General features: G+C 28.3%; 23 protein-coding genes and 1 tRNA gene. 3 read left to right on the top strand and 21 right to left on the bottom strand.

All coding sequences use genetic code 11. The features are described 5' to 3' along the window. Positions 1 to 10: 10 nt before the first annotated feature. The 4 genes from CA_RS05705 to CA_RS05690 all read right to left on the bottom strand — a co-directional run bounded on the left by CA_RS05705 (position 11) and on the right by CA_RS05690 (position 3,417). Complete coding sequence (locus tag CA_RS05705; RefSeq protein WP_010964389.1) at positions 11 to 907, bottom strand: DMT family transporter; 897 nt, start codon at positions 905 to 907, stop codon at positions 11 to 13. Then, positions 891 to 1,349 (bottom strand): DUF2000 domain-containing protein, encoded by a 459-nt coding sequence (locus CA_RS05700; RefSeq protein WP_010964388.1) that lies wholly within the window; start codon positions 1,347 to 1,349, stop codon positions 891 to 893. Before CA_RS05700 ends, CA_RS05705 begins: the two co-directional genes overlap by 17 nt. 26 nt (positions 1,350 to 1,375) lie before the next feature. Further along, positions 1,376 to 2,788 (bottom strand): B12-binding domain-containing radical SAM protein, encoded by a 1,413-nt coding sequence (locus tag CA_RS05695; protein WP_010964387.1) that lies wholly within the window; start codon positions 2,786 to 2,788, stop codon positions 1,376 to 1,378. 245 nt (positions 2,789 to 3,033) lie between these two features. Further along, entirely contained in the window at positions 3,034 to 3,417 is a 384-nt protein-coding gene (locus CA_RS05690; RefSeq protein WP_013913537.1) for a GNAT family N-acetyltransferase, read from the bottom strand. A gap of 43 nt (positions 3,418 to 3,460) precedes the next feature. On the opposite strand from CA_RS05690, the gene CA_RS05685 reads away from it, so the two are divergent. Together CA_RS05685 and CA_RS05680 are read left to right on the top strand one after the other, a co-directional pair. After that, positions 3,461 to 3,565 carry an AcrR family transcriptional regulator gene (locus tag CA_RS05685; RefSeq protein ID WP_010964386.1) on the top strand — a complete coding sequence of 35 codons (105 nt, stop codon included), beginning with the start codon at positions 3,461 to 3,463 and terminating at the stop codon, positions 3,563 to 3,565. Between the two features lie 33 nt (positions 3,566 to 3,598). Then, positions 3,599 to 4,015 (top strand): TetR-like C-terminal domain-containing protein, encoded by a 417-nt coding sequence (locus CA_RS05680; RefSeq protein ID WP_010964385.1) that lies wholly within the window; start codon positions 3,599 to 3,601, stop codon positions 4,013 to 4,015. A gap of 469 nt (positions 4,016 to 4,484) precedes the next feature. On the opposite strand, the gene CA_RS05675 is transcribed toward CA_RS05680, so the two are convergent. From CA_RS05675 to CA_RS05600, 16 genes are all read right to left on the bottom strand, one after another. Continuing rightward, a complete protein-coding gene (locus CA_RS05675; RefSeq protein ID WP_010964384.1) occupies positions 4,485 to 4,772 on the bottom strand; it encodes a HEAT repeat domain-containing protein in 288 nt (95 codons plus the stop codon). 105 nt (positions 4,773 to 4,877) lie between these two features. Then, positions 4,878 to 5,648, bottom strand: coding sequence for a tetratricopeptide repeat protein (locus CA_RS05670; RefSeq protein ID WP_010964383.1), 771 nt, complete (start codon positions 5,646 to 5,648; stop codon positions 4,878 to 4,880). A gap of 294 nt (positions 5,649 to 5,942) precedes the next feature. Then, positions 5,943 to 6,992, bottom strand: coding sequence for a hypothetical protein (locus tag CA_RS05665; protein WP_010964382.1), 1,050 nt, complete (start codon positions 6,990 to 6,992; stop codon positions 5,943 to 5,945). Between the two features lie 162 nt (positions 6,993 to 7,154). Further along, positions 7,155 to 7,292, bottom strand: coding sequence for a hypothetical protein (locus tag CA_RS05660; protein ID WP_158306562.1), 138 nt, complete (start codon positions 7,290 to 7,292; stop codon positions 7,155 to 7,157). A gap of 576 nt (positions 7,293 to 7,868) precedes the next feature. Continuing rightward, a complete protein-coding gene (locus CA_RS05655; RefSeq protein WP_010964381.1) occupies positions 7,869 to 8,495 on the bottom strand; it encodes a hypothetical protein in 627 nt (208 codons plus the stop codon). Positions 8,496 to 8,784: 289 nt separating this feature from the next. Then, positions 8,785 to 9,549, bottom strand: a complete 765-nt coding sequence (locus CA_RS05650) for a tetratricopeptide repeat protein (RefSeq protein WP_010964380.1) — start codon at positions 9,547 to 9,549, stop codon at positions 8,785 to 8,787. Between the two features lie 382 nt (positions 9,550 to 9,931). Continuing rightward, the gene (locus CA_RS05645; RefSeq protein ID WP_010964379.1) at positions 9,932 to 11,011 is read right to left on the bottom strand and encodes a tetratricopeptide repeat protein; all 1,080 of its coding nucleotides are present in this window, start codon (positions 11,009 to 11,011) and stop codon (positions 9,932 to 9,934) included. Positions 11,012 to 11,168: 157 nt separating this feature from the next. Beyond that, on the bottom strand, positions 11,169 to 11,426 hold the full coding sequence (locus CA_RS05640) for a hypothetical protein (RefSeq protein WP_010964378.1): 258 nt from the start codon (positions 11,424 to 11,426) through the stop codon (positions 11,169 to 11,171). Continuing rightward, the gene (locus CA_RS05635; protein ID WP_241393170.1) at positions 11,404 to 11,700 is read right to left on the bottom strand and encodes a hypothetical protein; all 297 of its coding nucleotides are present in this window, start codon (positions 11,698 to 11,700) and stop codon (positions 11,404 to 11,406) included. Before CA_RS05635 ends, CA_RS05640 begins: the two co-directional genes overlap by 23 nt. 457 nt (positions 11,701 to 12,157) lie before the next feature. After that, a complete protein-coding gene (locus tag CA_RS05630) occupies positions 12,158 to 12,475 on the bottom strand; it encodes a hypothetical protein (protein WP_010964376.1) in 318 nt (105 codons plus the stop codon). Positions 12,476 to 12,513: 38 nt separating this feature from the next. Continuing rightward, entirely contained in the window at positions 12,514 to 12,750 is a 237-nt protein-coding gene (locus CA_RS05625) for a hypothetical protein (protein WP_013913536.1), read from the bottom strand. A gap of 336 nt (positions 12,751 to 13,086) precedes the next feature. After that, positions 13,087 to 13,527 (bottom strand): hypothetical protein, encoded by a 441-nt coding sequence (locus CA_RS05620; protein ID WP_010964375.1) that lies wholly within the window; start codon positions 13,525 to 13,527, stop codon positions 13,087 to 13,089. Between the two features lie 20 nt (positions 13,528 to 13,547). Continuing rightward, positions 13,548 to 14,546, bottom strand: coding sequence for an RHS repeat-associated core domain-containing protein (locus CA_RS05615; RefSeq protein ID WP_241393171.1), 999 nt, complete (start codon positions 14,544 to 14,546; stop codon positions 13,548 to 13,550). Between the two features lie 73 nt (positions 14,547 to 14,619). Beyond that, complete coding sequence (locus CA_RS05610) at positions 14,620 to 14,757, bottom strand: hypothetical protein (protein WP_158306561.1); 138 nt, start codon at positions 14,755 to 14,757, stop codon at positions 14,620 to 14,622. A 181-nt stretch (positions 14,758 to 14,938) separates the two neighbouring features. Further along, positions 14,939 to 15,013, bottom strand: a tRNA-Glu gene (locus CA_RS05605). Positions 15,014 to 15,245: 232 nt separating this feature from the next. Further along, the gene (locus CA_RS05600) at positions 15,246 to 15,644 is read right to left on the bottom strand and encodes a hypothetical protein (protein WP_010964373.1); all 399 of its coding nucleotides are present in this window, start codon (positions 15,642 to 15,644) and stop codon (positions 15,246 to 15,248) included. Positions 15,645 to 15,879: 235 nt separating this feature from the next. Here CA_RS05600 and rocF point away from each other — a divergent pair, with 235 nt between their 5' ends. Further along, positions 15,880 to 16,779, top strand: coding sequence for an arginase (gene rocF, locus CA_RS05595; protein WP_010964372.1), 900 nt, complete (start codon positions 15,880 to 15,882; stop codon positions 16,777 to 16,779). 64 nt (positions 16,780 to 16,843) lie between these two features. Here rocF and CA_RS05590 read toward each other — a convergent pair whose 3' ends face one another. Next, positions 16,844 to 18,244, bottom strand: a complete 1,401-nt coding sequence (locus CA_RS05590) for a glycosyltransferase family 4 protein (RefSeq protein WP_010964371.1) — start codon at positions 18,242 to 18,244, stop codon at positions 16,844 to 16,846. Between the last annotated feature and the right edge of the window lie 22 nt (positions 18,245 to 18,266).

Genomic DNA, 18,266 nt, shown 5'->3' with positions numbered 1-18,266 from the left:
TACAATATTACTATAACTTTATAATTTTTTGAGGAATATTGTTTCCAATTTTAAGTTCAGATATCACCATTGATAACAAAATAACTCCACACCCTATAAAGGTATTTATTGTAATTGACTCACAGGAACCATTATTATTGGGTATAAACATTGCAAATATTGTTGCAAATACGGGTTCTGCACAAAATATTAATGCCGTATGAGTAGGCGATGTAAATTTCTCTAAAAACACGATTCCAGTATATGCAACCGCTGTTCCCAATATTCCAGTTATGAATATGCTCACAGTCAGTTGAGTATTAAATACTATAGGTTTCGTTCCTATTATAAATAATACTATATTATAAAATATAGCACAAAACACAACTTGAATTAAGGATAGTAAAGCAGAATCACACTTAGAGCAAAATATGTCAATAAATATTATCTGAAAAGTAATACATATTGCACATAAAAACGAAAACAAATCACCTATATTCAGCTTAAAGTTCACCCCACCAGAAATAAAGAAAAGCCCAACAACAGCAAATAATACTCCTAATACACAAGAAAAATCTATCTTTTTTTTATAATATCCAGCTGATACTAACGGAACAATTACAACACTTAAAGCTGATATAAAGGATGAATTTGATGATGTTGTGAATCTAAGGCTTGCTACTTGAAATGCTAATGATCCAAAAAACATTAGCCCTATTAATGAACCATACAATATTATTTTAGTATTGATAAGCTTTAATTTCTTCCAAAAAATAATTATTAAAATTACGGCAGCCGATGTGAACCTTAATGATAAAAAAGCAAAGATTGATGTATAGCCAAGTACATTCTTCGTTAACGGAAATGATAATCCCCATATTGCAGTAAAAAATAGAAATACTAAATCCACTTTAGTTGACTTTGACATTATTACTCCTCCACAGCGAAAACTTGCCAGTTATGCTATCGACATATTTGCTTTTTCCATAAAATATTGCACCTAAGTATTCTAAATCTTCTTCCAAAGACTCGCCTAATGATTTTACTAATTCATCATCATGTTCAGTAATTAACATTTGTCTTGGAAAATCCACCATCAAAATATCATTACTTTCCCTTGCTTCATTTATTGCTTTTCGTAACTTTTGTTGCTTTGCCTGAGTAATAATAACAGGATATTTTGATATTCCTATATGAGGTTTTCCCGACTTATCCATAATATGCGACTTTCCCATAAAATTATCATTTGCATAAAATCCAATAGAAATCCCAAGATGTCCTATTACATTAAAAGCTACCTCTAGCGGAATATTTACTGCAAGTGTAACTACTATCTTTTTTTCTCTGTAATCATATGATAAATCACTCATATATTCTCTCTCCACTCTCCTAAATTTTATACAAATTCATCCTCAAGCCATCCTTGGGAATCGGAAAAGCTAACAAGACCATGTATTTCTTGTGCTGCCTTATTTAATTCTTTCCTAAACTCTAAATATGATTTCAACGAATCCAAACCAAAATAATATTTAAAGTAATCCCTTTGCATTTCATCCAATGGTACATAATCATTTAAATAGTACTTACCAGGATATGCTTTTAATAATTGATTATAAGCTATAGAACCAGGACTAGGCTCTATAAGATTCCCAACCATTTCTCTAGGCGGTCTCCCCAATTTTTCCGTTATTATGTTTACAACCTTTTCAGCACACTTAATTGTTTTCTTTAATGATTCTGAATTTTCTCCAGGTAAACCCAATACAAAACTTGCTGTTATATCAATTCCTGCTGTAGCTAATGCATCTGCTGCAATTAAACTAGTTTCAGTAGATGTATCTCGTTTATTACAACGACGCAATACCTCTTCATCACCGGATTCGAATCCAATAACAACATCAGTTACTCCAATCTTTTTAAGTTTTTTTGCTATTGATAAATTAACTCTATTAGCCCTTGCGAATATACCTAATTCAAACTTTTTTCGTATATCAGGCTTTATTTCAGCCACTTTTGAGACCCAATCATGGTTATATAAAAAATCATCTCCTACATCAAATATATAGTCTGCTTTAAACTCATCTGCACATATTTTAATGTCTTCCCAAAATTTCTCTGGACTTTTAAATCTTACTCCTTTGTCTGCTCTTCCACAAAATACGCAGCCCACACTATTTTTACGATTGCCGCATCCTTTATGTGAATAAACACGAAGATAATTATTTATAGGGTTAGGGTTTGTAAAGTTACTTTCATTAAGCAATTTTTGATATGGTTTAAAATCTACGATGGAATAATCTAATTTTGGTGCATTTTTTAAATCTAGTTGAAAGTATTTTGTCCTATTAATTTTTCCGTCTTTCATAAAAACCAAATTAGGAATTTCGCTAATATCTCTTTCTTCTAATAGTCCTAGTAAAGACTCCTCTCCATCCTCAATACTTACATAATCAATTAATCCTTGCTGTCTAAAAATTATTGCATCTGCCATTTGGGTCGCATGCTGTCCACCAAGAACATTTATAGAGCCAATGTTATGAGCACTTTTCGCAATTACCAGGGAATTTTCATAAGATATAAGTTGTACACTTTGAGCAACTATATCTGGTTTTTCATCCTCTATAAATTTTATAATGTCCTCCATCGAGTGGGTAACACTCCCATCAAGAATTGATATTCTCACATTTTGCAATCTTTCAGATATATAATTTGCAAGAGCAACTAATCCTAATGGCGGTGCATAGTGTGTTAATGCATCCTTATATTTTTTGTTTATGGGTGTAAAAATTAACGCTATATGTTTTTTCATGCGCTTCCTCCTAAATATATAAAATTTGTATTAATTATACATCTATGTGATGTATTTTACAATATTACCATAAGAGGGAATTATTGAAATTATAAAAAACGCGCATAGATTAATTTAAACAAAACTACGCACGTTTCTTAAATTTAGGTTCTGTAAAGAAATGTTTATAAGTCCATCCTTAAATAAAATAAAGTTATATTCTTTACTTATTATCTTTTTTATTTAATCTCTTATTACTGTTTTTTCTATAACTTCTTGTAATAACTCCAATTACTAATACCGCTATTTTTAAAGTATATAGTCGTGTTGTTAAATTCTTTAAATCCATTTTTTGTATAGAACTTGAGGTTTATTTCAGAATTAGTAATTAAAGCAACCTCTTCTCCACCATGACTAGCTATACAATGTATAAGGCAATCATTTATCATTTTGCTTCCAAGACTTTGACCTTGATATAAATTATCAACAGCTAATGATTCAAGATACCATACAGGTTTATTTAAACTTTTACATGATTTTTCAGCATCACCTAAAAATTTAAAAAAGCGTAAAACATTTAATAAACTGCTTTCTTTAAATAATTTGATACATATATTAATACAATCTGCAATTATTCTAACTTTGTACATTAATGAACACTTAATAAATATTTGTATTATTTTTGGAGGAATTATGAAAGATAGACGATTTGTAAAAACAGAACATGCTATTCGCAAGGCATTTTTAACGCTTTTAAAAGAAAAATCTCTTAACAAAATAAGCGTATCTGAAATTTAAAGAATGGCTGACCTTGGAAGAGGAACTTTTTATTTGCATTATAAAGACACTTATGATTTATATAATACTCTTGAAAACGAACTGTACACTGAAATTTGTGAGTTATTTGAAAAGTCCAATCCATATATTAATGAAAACAACCTTATGCATTTAATCAATAATATTATGGACTATATATCAATACACAGTGATATATTCCAAACCTTTACTCGTTTTGAACTTGAAGGAAATCTGTTTTCTAAACTAAAAAGCTATTTCTATAATAAAGTTTTGCATGAGAGCATAGTACTCTCTAGACCTATAAATAATAATATTGATTATGATGTAGTTGAAGCTACTTTTATTGTTTCAGGTGTTATTGGAGTTATAGAAGATTGGTTAAACAACGGAATGATGATGACAAAAGAAAATGTCTCTGATATACTTCAAAAAATACTAACAAAATTTTAATTCTTACAAATTATAAGCCTTCTATATATTCTTATAATTTGTAATGGGTAAAATAAATTTTTATAAAAAAACACGCATAGATTCATTTACACGAAGCTAAGAACGTTTCTTAAATATTTAATTATAAAATTGTATAATCAAGTAGTTTCTCTATTCCACTTTTTACTGCAAAAGATTTTTCTATTTTTAATCTTTTAATTAATGCTCTTTCTATTATTTCACGACTTTCATTTGAAATTAATTCACCTAGTATATTTACAACCGCACATCTATTTCTATAATATCTATTTTCTAATTCGCTTACCAGTGTATTTAAGTAGGCTTTGTCTCCTAATATATATAAAGCTTTATATATATTAATCCTAACCCATTGAGTATTTTGTTTTTTTAGTATATGTTTAAGGAACTCAATATGTTCGCTTAAATTATTATTTAGTGTAACAAAAATATCTACTAAGGATAATATAGCCTATCCTTTTACCAAACTACTTTTGTCTTTTAGAATTCTATCTTTCAGATGATAAATAACATCATTTGAAGAGCTATTACAAAGAGAATCGCATGCATTAACTCTTACTAATTCTTCTTTATCTTTTAGCAGCTTTATTAGTATATTATCTCCCTCTACATCATTTGACAAAACTAATATTTCAGAAACTTTTACCCTTACTTCATATTCTTCATCTTCGGAAAGATAATCTAAAAACTTATACATATCTTTTGTAAAACAATTCATATCCTCTAATTCTTCAAGCATATTTATTTTCTCAATTGAATTTTTCTCTTTTAGATTAGTTTCAAAATATTTATTTATTATAATAGCACCCTTTAAATACACCTTTAATTATTATTTGATGATATATTATTCTTTATTTTTTAATGCTAACAAAATCTTTAACAGTTTATTAGCAGTTATATTTTTGGGATCTTTAATTAAAATTTCATTAATCCATTTTGATGCGTTATCTAAATCTTTAATTATCAAATATAATTCTGCAATATATATTATATTTTCAATTTTTTCAGGTTCCATTTTATTTATACATAAAAACATTTCAATTGCCTTATTGTAATCTTTCATAAAAATAAATACCATAGCTTTATTGAATAGTGCATCTACACTACTATTATCAAGCCTAAATGCATCATCAAATTCATCAATAGCCATTTCATCTAACCCTATTTTTGAATAACATATTCCAAGATTCAAGTGTACTTCTGGTATAGAATTATTTATTTCTAAAGCTTTTTTATAAAATTCTGTTGCTTTATTGAAATTCTTCATAGTAAAATAGTATATTCCTAAATAAAAATATGTTTCTTCTTCATTTGGATTTATCTTCAAAGCTTTTTGAAAACATTCTAATGCTTCTGAAAACATTTGCTTTTTTATAAATACTCTTCCTAAATTCAATACTGGTCTTTCCCACTCGGGGTAATCATTTATTAATTCACTAAATGTAGAAATTGCAGATTCAAATTGATTTGTTTCTAAATAACAACAACCTATATAATTTAAAGAATTATTATCTAATTCTAATTCATAACATTCTTTAAATAACTTTAATGCCTTTTCGTAATCCTCTGACATGTAATAACCCTCAGCTTTTTTATACAATTTATCAAACGTCATATATTTGTCCTCCTTTAATTTATTCTGCAAAAGCCCTTACAATTAAAACTGCTTCAACAGAAATCGTTTAAGGATCATCTCCCCCTGTAACTCTATATCCTCACTATTGTTGCTATTATAATTGCTGCTGTACCTGCAATCAAAACAATCTTTTGAAGATTACTTTATAAGTTTAAGTGCTCACAGCTATAATTTCTTACTATGAGCACCCTTTAAATACACCTTTAATTATTATAAGTTATAAAACCTAGTTCTTTTTTATTTTACACATATTATTTTAATACCACAGGATATTTACTTTAATTTAACACATCTAAGTTTATCATCTTTTGTTGGATAATATAAATAACCATTAATTATCTTTACTGTGTTCCAAACAAAATAATTATCTACTTTAGACGAATCCCTGCAGTCTACTTGCGATATAGTATTATCCTTAGCAGAATATTTTAAAAGCTTGATTTTTTCATCAGAACTATAAGTCGTAAAATATAAATCTCCTTTATACTCTACCATATCTTCACCTATAACCTCGTTGTCGTTTTTCATTATAATTGTTTCATTTCCATTCTTATAAGTAAATAGTGCTGTAGTGTAGTGATTATCAGAACTATTTGGTATACGTTTAAGAAAATACAAATCATCGTCTATAAATGCAAATCCGTAATATATATCTCTTTTAGGTTCTGATACTCCTTTACCTAAGATAATTTGTGGTTTCATATCGTCTATATTTTCTTTGTAAATGGTAAATGTTCTTTGCCCATGATCTATATAAAACACACTGCCTTTATTTACCTTAAACTGTTCTGCATCATTATTTAAAAGCTTTAATTTTTTAGACGTCATATCAAACAAATATAATGACATAGTCACCTGAAAATATATATTATTATCTCGTATCATAAAATATCTAAATTGATTAGCGTATTCCATATTCTTACCATCTATTATTTTAGAAAGTTCACTTCCATTTTTATCAATACAGAATATTCCAAAGTTCTTTTCATCCACTGTTGAAAAATATATATTTTCCTCAACTAATACTAACTGATTAACATTTTTCTGTTTTAAAATTAATTTACTTTCCCCACTTTTCTTATTGAGCTTATTTATTCCCTTTTTATCAGAGTAATAAATAAAATTATCATCCTCAATAATATCTGAAGTATTATCTAACACTTTATCACTAAGATGTATTGGATAATCTAATTTAACCTTCTTATGCACTGCCACCCTTGTATCATTAACTTTTTTATTACACCCAACTAAACTGAATGTAAATATACAAATTAAAATTAAAACTATTTTCTTCATTTGCTTACCTTGTATAATGACCATCATTATACTTTTCCTTTCATAAAATAACTACAGATTAAGCCAATATCGTATACCTTAATTTGAATCTTCTTTATACTTACCATAACTATCTGTTTTAGTTAATAGTTTATTAATACTTTATTCATAGAGTCAAATTGTACCATATTTTATATGTCGAAATTTGCATTAAATAGTCACAAAAAATTTTTTTGAGAAGTTTTCTAACATTACAATCTTATTTCTTAGCCTTTTGATTTTCTTTTCTACTTGTAATATCTTATCTTCTAATTTTCTAATTTGTTTTTCTGCTTTTCCTACAGCCATTCTAGAACCACCATAATATTATATATTAAGCCAATAAATACATATGCAAACATTATTAATATTGCTAAAATCATCATTATAAATTGAAAACTATATAGTTCTTTAGTAATTTTAAGCCCTTTCTTTGTCACATCTTTCATAATACATTTCTCGTTATATTAAAATGCAAGCTTATCATTTTGTACTGTAACCCACATGAATGTATTTCCTATTTCAGTATGTTAATAAAGTTACAAATAATTATGTGGGGAAACTCAGAATATGCACTCCTAAAATACACATCTAACTATTACAAATTCTATATAACAAATTAATACGAACAAACTACTTGGACTATAATTCTTCAAAAATCTTTCCATATAAAACCTCATATCTTAAAAATCCTATAAAAAAAAACGCACATAGCTTTATTTGCATAAAACTACGCACGTTTTCTAGCTGTTTAATTATGATAATTTATATACTTTATAGATTTATCTTTAATTTTTTATTAATTCTAGTCTGCTTCCTTTAGACATTCTGAATATTCACTTTCTGCTACCACTTTATTGTTAACCATTTCCTCAAAACTATATTTTATATACTATAATCTTCATAAAATAACTTAACTTCATCTTTATTGCATTCAGTAACTTTAAATTTTACACCTATTTTTAATAGTTTTTCTATATCTTGAGCATCTTCAATATAAATACAAGCATATTCTTCATGCGCAACTACACTAAACCAACAGTATCCATTTTTAAAAAAACATAAATCATCAGGAAAATATGGATATTTCCAGTTAAATAATCCTTTTGCTTCTAACAAATATGTTTCTAGTTCTTTACATATACTGTAAACACAAATATCAACACTTGTATATTTACTATAAAATACAACCTTTACACCGGGCCATTCTGTTGGAAAATTTCTCTTTTTAATTAGATATGGTCTTATTTTTTCCAGCAATGGTTCAGTACTTTTTTTAAAAATATCTAAATTGTCATATCGTTCTTTTTTCATTCGTTCAAGACAATTTAAAAACATTAAATAATCTTCTTCATTATTATAATCATTCCTTCTTGGAGGATTAGATATTTTTTCTTCTTCACCGTACCTATATATTACCAGCATACATGCATCAGATTTAGAAACTGCAAAATTAATTATCCCTTCATATGCCTTTAAATTCAACTCTTCCTCTATTAGTATTTTATACATTTTAACTCCCCTATCATATATGATATAAATTAACCTGGGACAATGCTGTTACATTCTTAAGAATTTTAAGGTACAGGAAAAACCATATATGCGGATCACCATGCCCTCCATTAATATGAAAGTGGGGATAGTAACCTTCTTCCATAACTACCTATATTGATTTATTTTGTGTGCAGTATCCTTTAAACTTACATCTACTAATATTACTTTATAGGTTTAAGTGCTCATAGCTATAATTTCTCACTATGAGCACCCTTTATAATTATTACAAATTATAAACCTTAGTTCTTCATTCTTTTTTATTATGTATTTTTTTCAAAAATCCACTTGCCACTTTATTCAAAGAATCTATTTTTAACACTTCGTTAAAATGATTTTCTGCATAACTCAAGTTACCTAATCTGTAATAACACTCTCCTATATTTAATATATTTTCAACATCATTAGGATTGGCTTTATATAAGTCTAATGATGTATATAATGATTGCATATACCTTCCCATACAAAATAATGTTATAGCTTTATTATATATTGCGTCTTCACAATTATTATCTTGTTTACAACACATATCAAACTCTACAATTGCTTCATTATATTTATTTGTTCTAAGATAACATAAACCAAGATGCAAATGTGTTTCTGGTTGAAATTTATTTAAGCGTAGAGATTTTTTCTGACAACAAATAGCGTTTTTATAATCTCTTTTCTTTTCAAAATAAATACCAAAGTAAAAATATACATCTTCATCATCTGGATTAATTACCAATGCCTTATTAAAATAATCTAGTGCCTCTTGGTAAAGTTCTAACTTCAAATAAACTCTTCCTAGATTAAATACAGGTCTTTCCCACTCTGGATATACTTGCATTAATTCTTCAAATGTTGAAATAGCCTCTTCAAATTTATTTAAGTTTAAATAGCAACATCCAATGTAATTCAAAAAATCTTCATTTTTGCTTATTTTATATCCGTTTTGAAAATATTCTAATGCTTTATTATAATCCCCATTAACATAATATTCTTCGCCTTCTTCAAAAATTTTTTCTATATCCACTAATGTTTTTGTACGGTATACACAACTTCTATACCAATAACTCCTCCTTACCTTATCTTATCTTTTATTTCATATTAATATCCTTCTTAGTTAATTCAGTTTTCATATGCTGTAAATTTGTTTTATATATAGTTTGTGTTCTTTGATCATAATCTGTATAAAATATATTTCTATTAATTACTTTGCAATTATCTACATCCTCGTTTATTAGATTTCATGTCAAATAAATATAGCCAACCAGCAATTCTAATAAATATTTTACTACCATATATTGAAAACTCATTAAATTCATCATTTTCTAGAATATTTTCTTCATTATACTTTTCCTTTCATAAAATAACCAAAGATTAATCCAATATCATATACCTTAATTTGAAGTAAGTTATTTAATATAATTCCTCCAAGCCCTTTCTTCTTCTTCTGCATATCTTCTATACTCTTCATCTAATTTTATTGCCTTATTAAGATATTTAATTGACAATTTAAAATCATCTAATTTCATATATACTAATGCTAAATTATAGTAAGCATCAGCATAATCAGCACTAATGGAGATTGCTTTTAAAAACATCTTTTTAGCTTCTTTAAATTCTTCTATTTCATATAAAAATTGACCTTTCATATTATATGGTATATCATAATTTTCATCTAACTTCAAAGCTTCATTACAACATTCTATAGCTTGTTTGAATTTTTTAAGTCTTCCTTGTGAATCTGCTTTAAATACATAAGCTTCTTTGCTGGGTTTAATTTTAATTGATTTATCAAAATTTTCTATTGCTTCTTTATGTTTTTCAAGCGATTGTAGTGCAAAGCCTTTGTTCATATAAATTACACTATCTTTGTTATTTTTTAATGCTTTATCATAATATACTAATGCCTCATTATAATTCTCTAAACAATCATAACAATATGCAATAGAACTATATACCCATCCACTGTAGTAGTAATCATTTTTTATCATTTCTTTATAAATTGAAATAGCTTTGTCAAAATCCTTATTGTTGAACTTTTTATCAGCTAATTCTAACATTTTCTTCTCTTTATTCGTTACTGTTAAATCATCTCCTCTTTCTTCTATAAATAAGTCCACTAACTTATTTGCCTGCTTTTCAGCATCTCTATCACAAAATTCTAATTTTTTAATCCACTGCATATAAATCATTACTTCATACGCTATAGAATATACTACATATTCTCTAAGTTCGATGGTATCATACATATCATTTTTAACTTCTATTCTTATATGTGGATTTCCTCTTTCTTTATTCGGTATAACAAACGATGAAGAAAAACGCTCCTTATCATTTGATTTGCTTTTATATTTATTTTTTATAAAAACAGTAACTTTTATGGGGAATACATATTTACTCCTAAGCCACCTTGTGAACTCAATAATTACATCTCTTAGTTTTAAATCTATATCTTTTTCACATCTGATTCTCAATCCATCGCTATTCATTCCATTACTCCCAATTATCCAATTATTAAAATTTTTTCTATGCACTTTTGCTGATGTGTGTGGGTTTATTAGTCTATTTGGATCCTTATTACTTCTAGATTTAATCTTTGGTTTTTTTCTACTTTTTGTATTTACTTCTCGCCCTTGTTTTTTCCTATTAGCCCTTCCTATTGATAAATTTAATTGATATTACCATTAGTTCTAGCATACGTAATTTTTTATAAGCCCAACTAACAGCTTTATAAACACCATATACGCCTATAGCCCCTACAGTTACAATAATCGCAACTTCTACAACTCCTGGAACAAAATACACAGAACCTGCCACAGCTGCAAATCTTCCATCGCTATCAACCTTATTTACAGGATTATTATTACAATGCACAAATGAATTATAATCCAGTCTCACTGTCATACCTATATTCTCTATATCTATATGTATTTATTTTGTGTGCAGTATCTTTTAAGCTTCCATCTATTGATATTACTTTTCCATAGGTATCGTAAGTATAACTTGTAACCTGTGTTCCTACTTTATCAATTAAGCCTATTATATCATCTTGAGCATTTTTGATATAGTAGTATTCAGTGTCATTTAAGTTCATGCTTAGTAATTTACCATCACTATCGTAAGTGTAATATATTTGATTTGTTCCATCTGTTTCGTAAGTTACCTTGTCACTATTCAATGAAATCAGTAAAACTAAAATCCGTAGATGTATTAAAATAACTTGGAAATAAAAAAATAGCAAGTCTACAATACTTCAAACTCGCTATTTTAAAGCTTTGGTAGCTCGGGCGGGAATCGAACCCTTGATTCTGTGCAATGATTTTTATAAATTTTTATATTCTTTATAGAATTTCCCCCATATGAGGTTTTATAACATATAAGCTTTTATATATTTTTATACATTTTTATACTTATTTAAAACTTGTGTGGGAAAAGTGCGGCAAAAATATTATAAGCTCCAACTTTCTATTTTAAGTTTGAACTTATATTTAAGTGTGCCCAGCATGGGCGTCAACTAAAAAAAGTAGATAATTGGTAATTAAGTCCAATGTCTACTTTTATCTTACAATTTTACTTAGCTGTTGGTTTTCATTCAAAACAACAAATTAAGTTATAAATTTCTTAGAATATATAATTTAGAAGCGTATAAATACTGTACTTATTATAAATATACCTATAAGAAACATAAACTGTATTAAAATCATAGATTTTACAAATTGAAATTTCACATGCTCTTTACCATAATATTCACAACAAATTTCTCTTATTTTTTTCCTGTTTTTCATAAGATAAATCCAATTAGCTATGAACATCCACCCCCCTCCTATTCTTAATATGTACATTCCATCAGCATTAAAAATAAAACTTAAAATTATGGTTAAAATAATGATAAATATATCTATTATTAAGGTTATTTTTGTAAATTCATCTACCCTTGTATTTGAAATACTCATTTACCAATCGCCTCCACTACTTAATTATCACTTTTCTTTTAATTATGTATTAATATCCATGTATAAGTAAAATCCATATGAACTTCTACCTCTAGTGAATAAAGCTTTGGTCCAAATTTATTAAATGATCCTCCAAATTCTTTTCCCCAACCTCTCAAATCAAATATAGAATTAGCATTAGTTATTGATATATTACCTGCTGGTCCTGCCGCTACAGTACCAACACCAATGGATAGTGTAACAGCTAAACCTATTTTACTATGTAAATCCCTCACTATTTGAGCTGATATACCAAGACTTATTCCATCTTCATTAACGAACCTACCCCATTCAGCATTATAATATTAATATCTGCTTTGCAAGTAATATAATTAAGTTTTGTTGTCATACCTATATTCTATATGTATTTGTTTTGTGTTGAGTATCATTTAAGCTTCCATCTATTGATATTACTTTATAAGTTTAAGTGCTCATAGCTATAATTTCTCACTATGAGCACTCTTTAAATACACTTTTAATTATTACAAGTTATAAAACCTAGTTCTTTTTTTATCATACATTTTTTTAATATAATATAGACTTAGATATTAATATAACATTCTCTCTAAATGCTATGGTTTATATATAAATACTGCATAAAACAGTCCTATAAGTATTAATGACAAAACTATTATTCTATGACTCATACCTTTACGCGTTTCTTCAATCTCCTTTTTATTTCCTAGTTTTTTTATTCTTTCATAATTTACTATATCACCCAAAATAAATGTCATTATAAATAAACCACCCATAGCTAAACTCTCCCTATCGGATTTGAAATGACACATTCCTAGACCACTTATACCTAGTAATGGTCCCATTAATGTAAAAAGCATGGTAGCATAAATATTTCTATATTTAATTCCTACAAAAATCGTAATAGGTATTGAGATAACTACATATAGTAAATAAAAGTTTTCAAAATTAGCTTGTCCAGTATTTTTAACTAGTATAAAAAGACTTATCGATATCAATGAAATCATGACTTTATAATTTTCTAATAATTTTTTCATCCTTCATCACCCTATATAATTTAATTAACGCTAAAATATTCCTTTGCCTTTGAGGTAAAAATACCTATCCCAACCGATGAAGCTCCAACTAAAACTACTGTAGCTGCAATTCCAGCAGGAGGATTGACTTCAATTAATGGAGTCGTAGCTCTACCAATTAAATCTCCCGCATAATATGTAGCTGCAAATCCACCAATATCTATAAGCATTGCCGTGACAACCTTTTGTCCAGAATTCCTTTCATAATCTAATATTAGTGAACGTACAGTAAGCCCTGCCGATAGCATTCCTACTTTGTTTCCCATAAACTTTAGAACTTTGTTAAATGGTAATTCTTCATATACCGTTAATTCTACTGGTCTTACCGTTTTAAAAACTCTTGATGTTCTAATCTTATTGTATTTATATCCTGCTGTTACATCTACTGTTGATTGTATCACTGTTGTTTTATACGGATGTTTATCTATAGCTTTGTTTATTTTGCCTGTTATTGATGACATCATTGATCTAATTCCATCTACCATCATTGTTCCAATCATTGTTCCAATCATTGCTCCAATATTTGCCATTGAGAAATCACCATTAACATCACTCATATTTATAAAATTATTTTTACAATATGCATACATATTAGTTGATAATATATCTCCTGTTACAGCCGTTATAACATCAGCATTAACAAACCTACCCCACTCAGCATTATAATATCTGCTTTGTAAGTAGTATAATCCAGTTTCGCTGTCATACCTATATTCTCTATATCTATATGGATTTATTTTGTGTGCAGTATCTTTTAAGCTTCCATCTATTGATATTACTTTTCCATAGGTATCGTAAGTATAACTTGTAACCTGTGTCCCTGCTTTGTCAATTAAGCCTATTATATCATCTTGAGCATTTTTGATATAGTAGTATTCAGTACCATTTAAATTCATACTTAATAATTTACCAGTGCTATCGTAACTGTAATATATTTGATTTGTTCCATCCGTTTCGTAAGTTACCTTGTCACCATTCAATGAAATCAGTAAAACTAAAATCCGTAGATGTATTAAAATAACTTAAAAATTATTATTTTAATACGTCTACGGATCAAGTTTTACTAATGATTTCACTGTACTGACACTTTGTAGTAACTCCAATTACAGTTTTCTCTGTTCTTATTCCTGAATCATTGTAATTGGCAAGCTCTTTTACATACATATCTATTTGATGATTTAAATATGGCATTAGCCACTTAATTTTAAGTTTCGCTTTTTAGATTTAATTACCTTTTATTATGTTCTATATTTCATATTATTATCTTGCTTAGTTTGAAGGCTATAGCCTATAATGTAATATTTTTGCGAAAAATGCTTTAAAATAAAAAATAGCAAGTCTACAATACTGTAAACTTGCTATTTTAAAGCTTTGGTAGCCCCAACGGGAATCGAACCCGTGATTCCGCCTTGAGAGGGCGATGTCTTAACCGCTTGACCATAGGGCCTTATTGTTACGTTGACTCGCTGAACACAACCAACGAATAATATTATATCACTATATTTAATATTTTCAAGTGCTTTTTTTGTACAACTTTGCCATATTATCAAATTACCTTTAATTATCTATTATTTTCTTTAATTAGCTACCAATATTCATATTTTTTATAATTTAAACTCTAGATACAGTTTAAATCCCTATAGCTGTGTTTTATACATAATAAAACACAGCCTTATAATTTAGAAGTTTATAGCTTTTGCTACAGTTTCTATGTCAAAGCTATTACCTACCTCTGAAAATGCAGCAATGGCTTCACTATAACCTGCTTCTTCATCTTTAATGTCATGAATTAAGCATTCTGCCTTTAATGAGAATTCATCCATACAATCATCCACCATTGCTTCAACATTATCCCTTGCTATATCATTTAAGAAAGGAAGATAGTATTTGCTGTACCAATCACCTCTATTTTCATTTTTGTTGCACTCACCATCTGCAAAAGCTCTGGCTGCTTTTATTTCATATTCATCGAAGTTGTAATGAAATTTTATTATAAAAATATCATTACTATAGTTTATCTCTTCTAAATTACTTATTCCTTCATCAACCATGAATTCTAAAATTTCTTTATTATTCATATTTCACCTCAAAAAAATTTTTTTTAATATTTATAAGTTTTTTGGTTAAATTTAATATTAATATCATTATATTATCATACATAACTATAATGTTAAAATTTATATTAGTTTCTTTATAGATTAGTAAGTTTGTAGAATTTTCTTAATATTGCGTTTATACTTCTACTACTTTATATTTTTCATATTTATTATATAATAAGTTCGTATTATTATTTATAACTTGGAGGTATGGCAGATGAACATTGATATATTAGGCGTACCTATCTACTATGGTTCTGATAGAAAAGGAGTAGATTTAGGTCCCAGCAAGTTGAGAGAAAAAAATTTAGCGTCACTTATAGCCAAGTACAATCACAATGTTAAAGATATGGGCGATGTTAATGTACCATTTATATCCGAAAAGGATAAATTTAAATTCAATGATAAAATGAAATTTTTAAAGCCCATAGTTGAAGCGAATACAGAACTCGCAAACAAGGTTTATGAATCACTATCCTCCGGAAACTTTCCATTTGTAGTAGGAGGTGACCATTCACTCGGTCTTGGCAGCATAACGGGTGCAAGTAAAGCTCTTGATAACCTTGCAGTAATATGGATTGACGCTCACACAGATATAAACACAGACAAAACCACAGAAACAGGTAATGTTCACGGAATGCCTTTATCTGCTGCAATGGGTATTGGTGCAAGCGAACTTACAAACATATGCTATAACGGTCAAAAAGTGAAACCAGAAAATGTGTTCATAATAGGAGCAAGATCAATTGATAAGGGTGAATTAGCTCTAATTTATGAAAAAAACCTTACCTTCTATTCAACAAAAACCGTAAAGAGATTAGGTGTTGAGTATATTCTCAAAGAGATTACCGAAAAGCTTTCAAAAAATAATATCAATTCAGTTCATCTAAGTTTTGATATAGATTGTCTTGATGAAACCATAGTACCAGGAACAGGAACACCGGTTTCTGATGGTCTAAATGTAGACGATACTAAACTAATGGTAGAATCTCTTGTTAAAAGCGGTCTTGTTAAGTCCATGGATCTTGTTGAATTTAATCCAGCTTTGGATAAAGATCATCAAACTGAAGATTTAGTTATGGAGTTTATTGACTGTATTTTTAAAAACTTAAAGTAGTACATAGGGAATCTATTTTAGTTTCAAACTAGATTCCCTATATTTTATATAAAATTAATTCATTCTATTCTTTACTTTCTACTTCTCCTAAAAGTTCCTTTGTTGCTGCCTCTGTAAGTATCACTTTTGTTACATCAGAACTTATACCCTTAACTCTGGAAGACTTTTTTATATTAGTTTCTTCAGTATTTTCATCTTTTAAAGAATTCTTAACTTTAACTTTTGTCTTTTCTTTATTCTTCTTTAATTTATCTTCCTTTAGTTTATTTGACCCTTGGTCCCATTCTGTGTAACGTGCCTCTTCTTTTATAAGCTCATACATTTCAGTTGTAAGCTTAGAAACCCTTTGCCAGGTATACTTATCCTCCACAGTCTTTATTGCATTTCTTCTAACCGTTTGAGCTAATGAATCGTTCTTTAGTATTTCAAGTACATTATCCTTAAGGCTTTCTACTGACGAATTTATCATCTTCATACCATTACTTCTATGCTGTATTATCTCTCCAAAGCCTCCTGTGTCAGAAACCACAGCAGGACATCCAGCTGCCATAGCTTCAAGAAGAACTATCCCAAAAGGTTCATAAAGTGATGGAAAGACTGCTACGCTTGCAACTCTATAGAACTTTTTCTTGGTCTTGTTATCCATATATCCTGTAAACAAAAATTTATCTTGAAGTCCTATGCTTTTAACCTTATCTTTAAGTTCCTCTGTCATAGGTCCTGTACCAGCAATTATAAATTTAGTTTTATTGTATTCTGATACTATTCCAGGTGCTGCATCTATTAATATTTGTATTCCTTTTTCAAATACGTGCCTTCCAATGAAAAATACTATCTTTTCATCATCGCATGCATATTTTCTTCTGAATTTTAACCAATCGAAGTCAAAATCAAAGGAATTCAAATCAATTCCATTTGGTATAATCCAAACCTTTTCCTCAGGTGTATTAAATGTATCTACTATTTGCGCCTTCATATAACCACTGCATGCAACTATCTTCCAAGACTCATAGGTTAGCAGCCATTCAGCAGAAGAAATATATCTTTGCATTTCTGTTCTTATTCCATTATTTCTTCCCTTTTCAGTAGCATGAATAGTACATACCATTGGAATTTTATATGACCATTTTAAAACCTTGCCGCAGTATACGCAAAGCCAATCATGAACATGAATCATATCTACTTTTCCAATTTTTTTCATTAGTCTTGTGCATTCTTCAATCATAGAAAAATTAAGGTGCATAACCCATTTAGTAAAATCCTCTGTATCTATTTTATAAGGAGTTACCCTATGTACATATACCCCATCATCATTTTCCTCAACTGGCGCTGTTTTTTCTTCACAAGTTACAACATATACCTCATGACCTAAAGACGCAAGGGCATGGGATAAATTGTACACATGATTAGACAATCCTCCTACATTTTTAGGTGGATATTCCCATGATAACATTAATATTTTCATTATTATTACCCCCTAAAGAACT

The sequence above is a fragment of the Clostridium acetobutylicum ATCC 824 genome, assembly GCF_000008765.1.
In the GTDB taxonomy this organism is placed as follows: Bacteria; Bacillota; Clostridia; order Clostridiales; family Clostridiaceae; genus Clostridium_S; species Clostridium_S acetobutylicum.
The sequence above is the reverse complement of the archived record's forward strand: the minus strand, read 5'-3'. Positions and strand labels throughout refer to the sequence as shown.

Excerpts from the sequence above, each read along its gene's own strand:
- CA_RS05705 (WP_010964389.1), bottom strand. The coding sequence starts at position 907 with ATGTCAAAGTCAACTAAAGTGGATTTAGTATTTCTATTTTTTACTGCA.
- CA_RS05700 (WP_010964388.1), bottom strand. The coding sequence starts at position 1,349 with ATGAGTGATTTATCATATGATTACAGAGAAAAAAAGATAGTAGTTACA.
- CA_RS05695 (WP_010964387.1), bottom strand. The coding sequence starts at position 2,788 with ATGAAAAAACATATAGCGTTAATTTTTACACCCATAAACAAAAAATAT.
- CA_RS05690 (WP_013913537.1), bottom strand. The coding sequence starts at position 3,417 with ATGTACAAAGTTAGAATAATTGCAGATTGTATTAATATATGTATCAAA.
- CA_RS05685 (WP_010964386.1), top strand. The coding sequence starts at position 3,461 with ATGAAAGATAGACGATTTGTAAAAACAGAACATGCTATTCGCAAGGCA.
- CA_RS05675 (WP_010964384.1), bottom strand. The coding sequence starts at position 4,772 with ATGCTTGAAGAATTAGAGGATATGAATTGTTTTACAAAAGATATGTAT.
- CA_RS05670 (WP_010964383.1), bottom strand. The coding sequence starts at position 5,648 with ATGACGTTTGATAAATTGTATAAAAAAGCTGAGGGTTATTACATGTCA.
- CA_RS05665 (WP_010964382.1), bottom strand. The coding sequence starts at position 6,992 with ATGATGGTCATTATACAAGGTAAGCAAATGAAGAAAATAGTTTTAATT.
- CA_RS05660 (WP_158306562.1), bottom strand. The coding sequence starts at position 7,292 with ATGGCTGTAGGAAAAGCAGAAAAACAAATTAGAAAATTAGAAGATAAG.
- CA_RS05655 (WP_010964381.1), bottom strand. The coding sequence starts at position 8,495 with ATGTATAAAATACTAATAGAGGAAGAGTTGAATTTAAAGGCATATGAA.
- CA_RS05645 (WP_010964379.1), bottom strand. The coding sequence starts at position 11,011 with ATGAATAGCGATGGATTGAGAATCAGATGTGAAAAAGATATAGATTTA.
- CA_RS05640 (WP_010964378.1), bottom strand. The coding sequence starts at position 11,426 with ATGACAGTGAGACTGGATTATAATTCATTTGTGCATTGTAATAATAAT.
- CA_RS05630 (WP_010964376.1), bottom strand. The coding sequence starts at position 12,475 with ATGAGTATTTCAAATACAAGGGTAGATGAATTTACAAAAATAACCTTA.
- CA_RS05620 (WP_010964375.1), bottom strand. The coding sequence starts at position 13,527 with ATGAAAAAATTATTAGAAAATTATAAAGTCATGATTTCATTGATATCG.
- CA_RS05610 (WP_158306561.1), bottom strand. The coding sequence starts at position 14,757 with ATGCCATATTTAAATCATCAAATAGATATGTATGTAAAAGAGCTTGCC.
- CA_RS05600 (WP_010964373.1), bottom strand. The coding sequence starts at position 15,644 with ATGAATAATAAAGAAATTTTAGAATTCATGGTTGATGAAGGAATAAGT.
- rocF (WP_010964372.1), top strand. The coding sequence starts at position 15,880 with ATGAACATTGATATATTAGGCGTACCTATCTACTATGGTTCTGATAGA.
- CA_RS05590 (WP_010964371.1), bottom strand. The coding sequence starts at position 18,244 with ATGAAAATATTAATGTTATCATGGGAATATCCACCTAAAAATGTAGGA.